Annotated in this window: 1 protein-coding gene; it reads right to left on the bottom strand. The window is 65.9% G+C overall.

Going from position 1 to position 1110, the window contains the following annotated elements:
- Positions 1-48 precede the first annotated feature (48 nt).
- Positions 49-972, bottom strand: a complete 924-nt coding sequence (gene ltnD / locus DBV14_RS14250; protein WP_124459826.1) for an L-threonate dehydrogenase — start codon at positions 970-972, stop codon at positions 49-51.
- Positions 973-1110 lie beyond the last annotated feature (138 nt).

Below are 1110 nucleotides of genomic sequence, written 5' to 3' on the forward strand. Positions count from 1 at the left end.
CTTCGTAGCCGATGCGCAGCAGCGGGGTGTCGATGGTCTTGATGTCGCTCATGGGGCCTTTCCTTTCGGTGCCGGCAACTCGATGCCGGGAAAGATCTTGATGACGGCGCTGTCGTCCTCGCGCGCAAAGCCGGCGGTCGATGCCTGCATGAACATCTGGTGCGCGGTAGACGACAGCGGCAACGGAAACTTGCTGGCGCGCGCCACGTCGAGCACGAGCCCCAGGTCTTTCACGAAGATGTCGACGGCCGACAGCGGCGTGTAGTCGCCCGCGAGCACGTGGGCCATGCGGTTCTCGAACATCCAGCTGTTGCCCGCGCTGTGCGTGATGACTTCGTAGAGCGCATCGGCATCGACGCCCTCGCGCAGGCCCAGCGCCATGGCCTCGGCCGCCGCCGCGATGTGCACGCCGGCCAGCAGCTGGTTGATGACCTTGACCTTGCTGCCCGCGCCTGCGCGGTCGCCGAGCCGGTAGACCTTGGCGGCCATCGCGTCGAGCACGCCACCGGCCTTGGCGTAGGCGGCGGGCGTGCCGGCGGTCATCATCGTCATCTGCCCGCTCGCGGCTTTGGCGGCTCCGCCGGAGATGGGTGCATCGAGGTACAGGAGGCCTTGTGCAGCCAGCCGAGCTTCGAGCGCGACCGACCAGTTCGGATCGACGGTGGAGCACATGACGAACAGGCTGCCGGGCTTCATGGATGCGGCGCAGCCGGGCACGGTGCCGTCGCCGAAGAGCACGGACTCGGTCTGCTGAGCGTTGACGACGACGCAGATGACGATGTCGCACTGCGCGCCGAGCGCCTCGAGGGTTTCGCAGGCTGTGCCGCCGTCGCGGGCGAAAGCTTCAGCGGCTTCGCGCCGCACGTCGAACACGTGGGGCGCAAGGCCCGCACGACGCAGCGATTGCGCCATGCCGGTGCCCATTGCGCCGAGGCCCACGAGTCCTACGGTTGGTTTGTTGGGAGTTGTCATGCTGGGCTCTGTCTTCGCTTATTTGTCAGGTCATCATACAAATTTGGCGCGACAGATCAAGCCCTTTGGCGTGAAACCTTGCCGTCTGAGTGGGTGCGCTTTGGGCGCGTTTCAAGCGCTGCTTGGGTCATTCAGGGC

Source organism: Variovorax sp. KBW07 (genome assembly GCF_003852515.1).
Taxonomy (GTDB): Bacteria; Pseudomonadota; Gammaproteobacteria; order Burkholderiales; family Burkholderiaceae_C; genus Variovorax.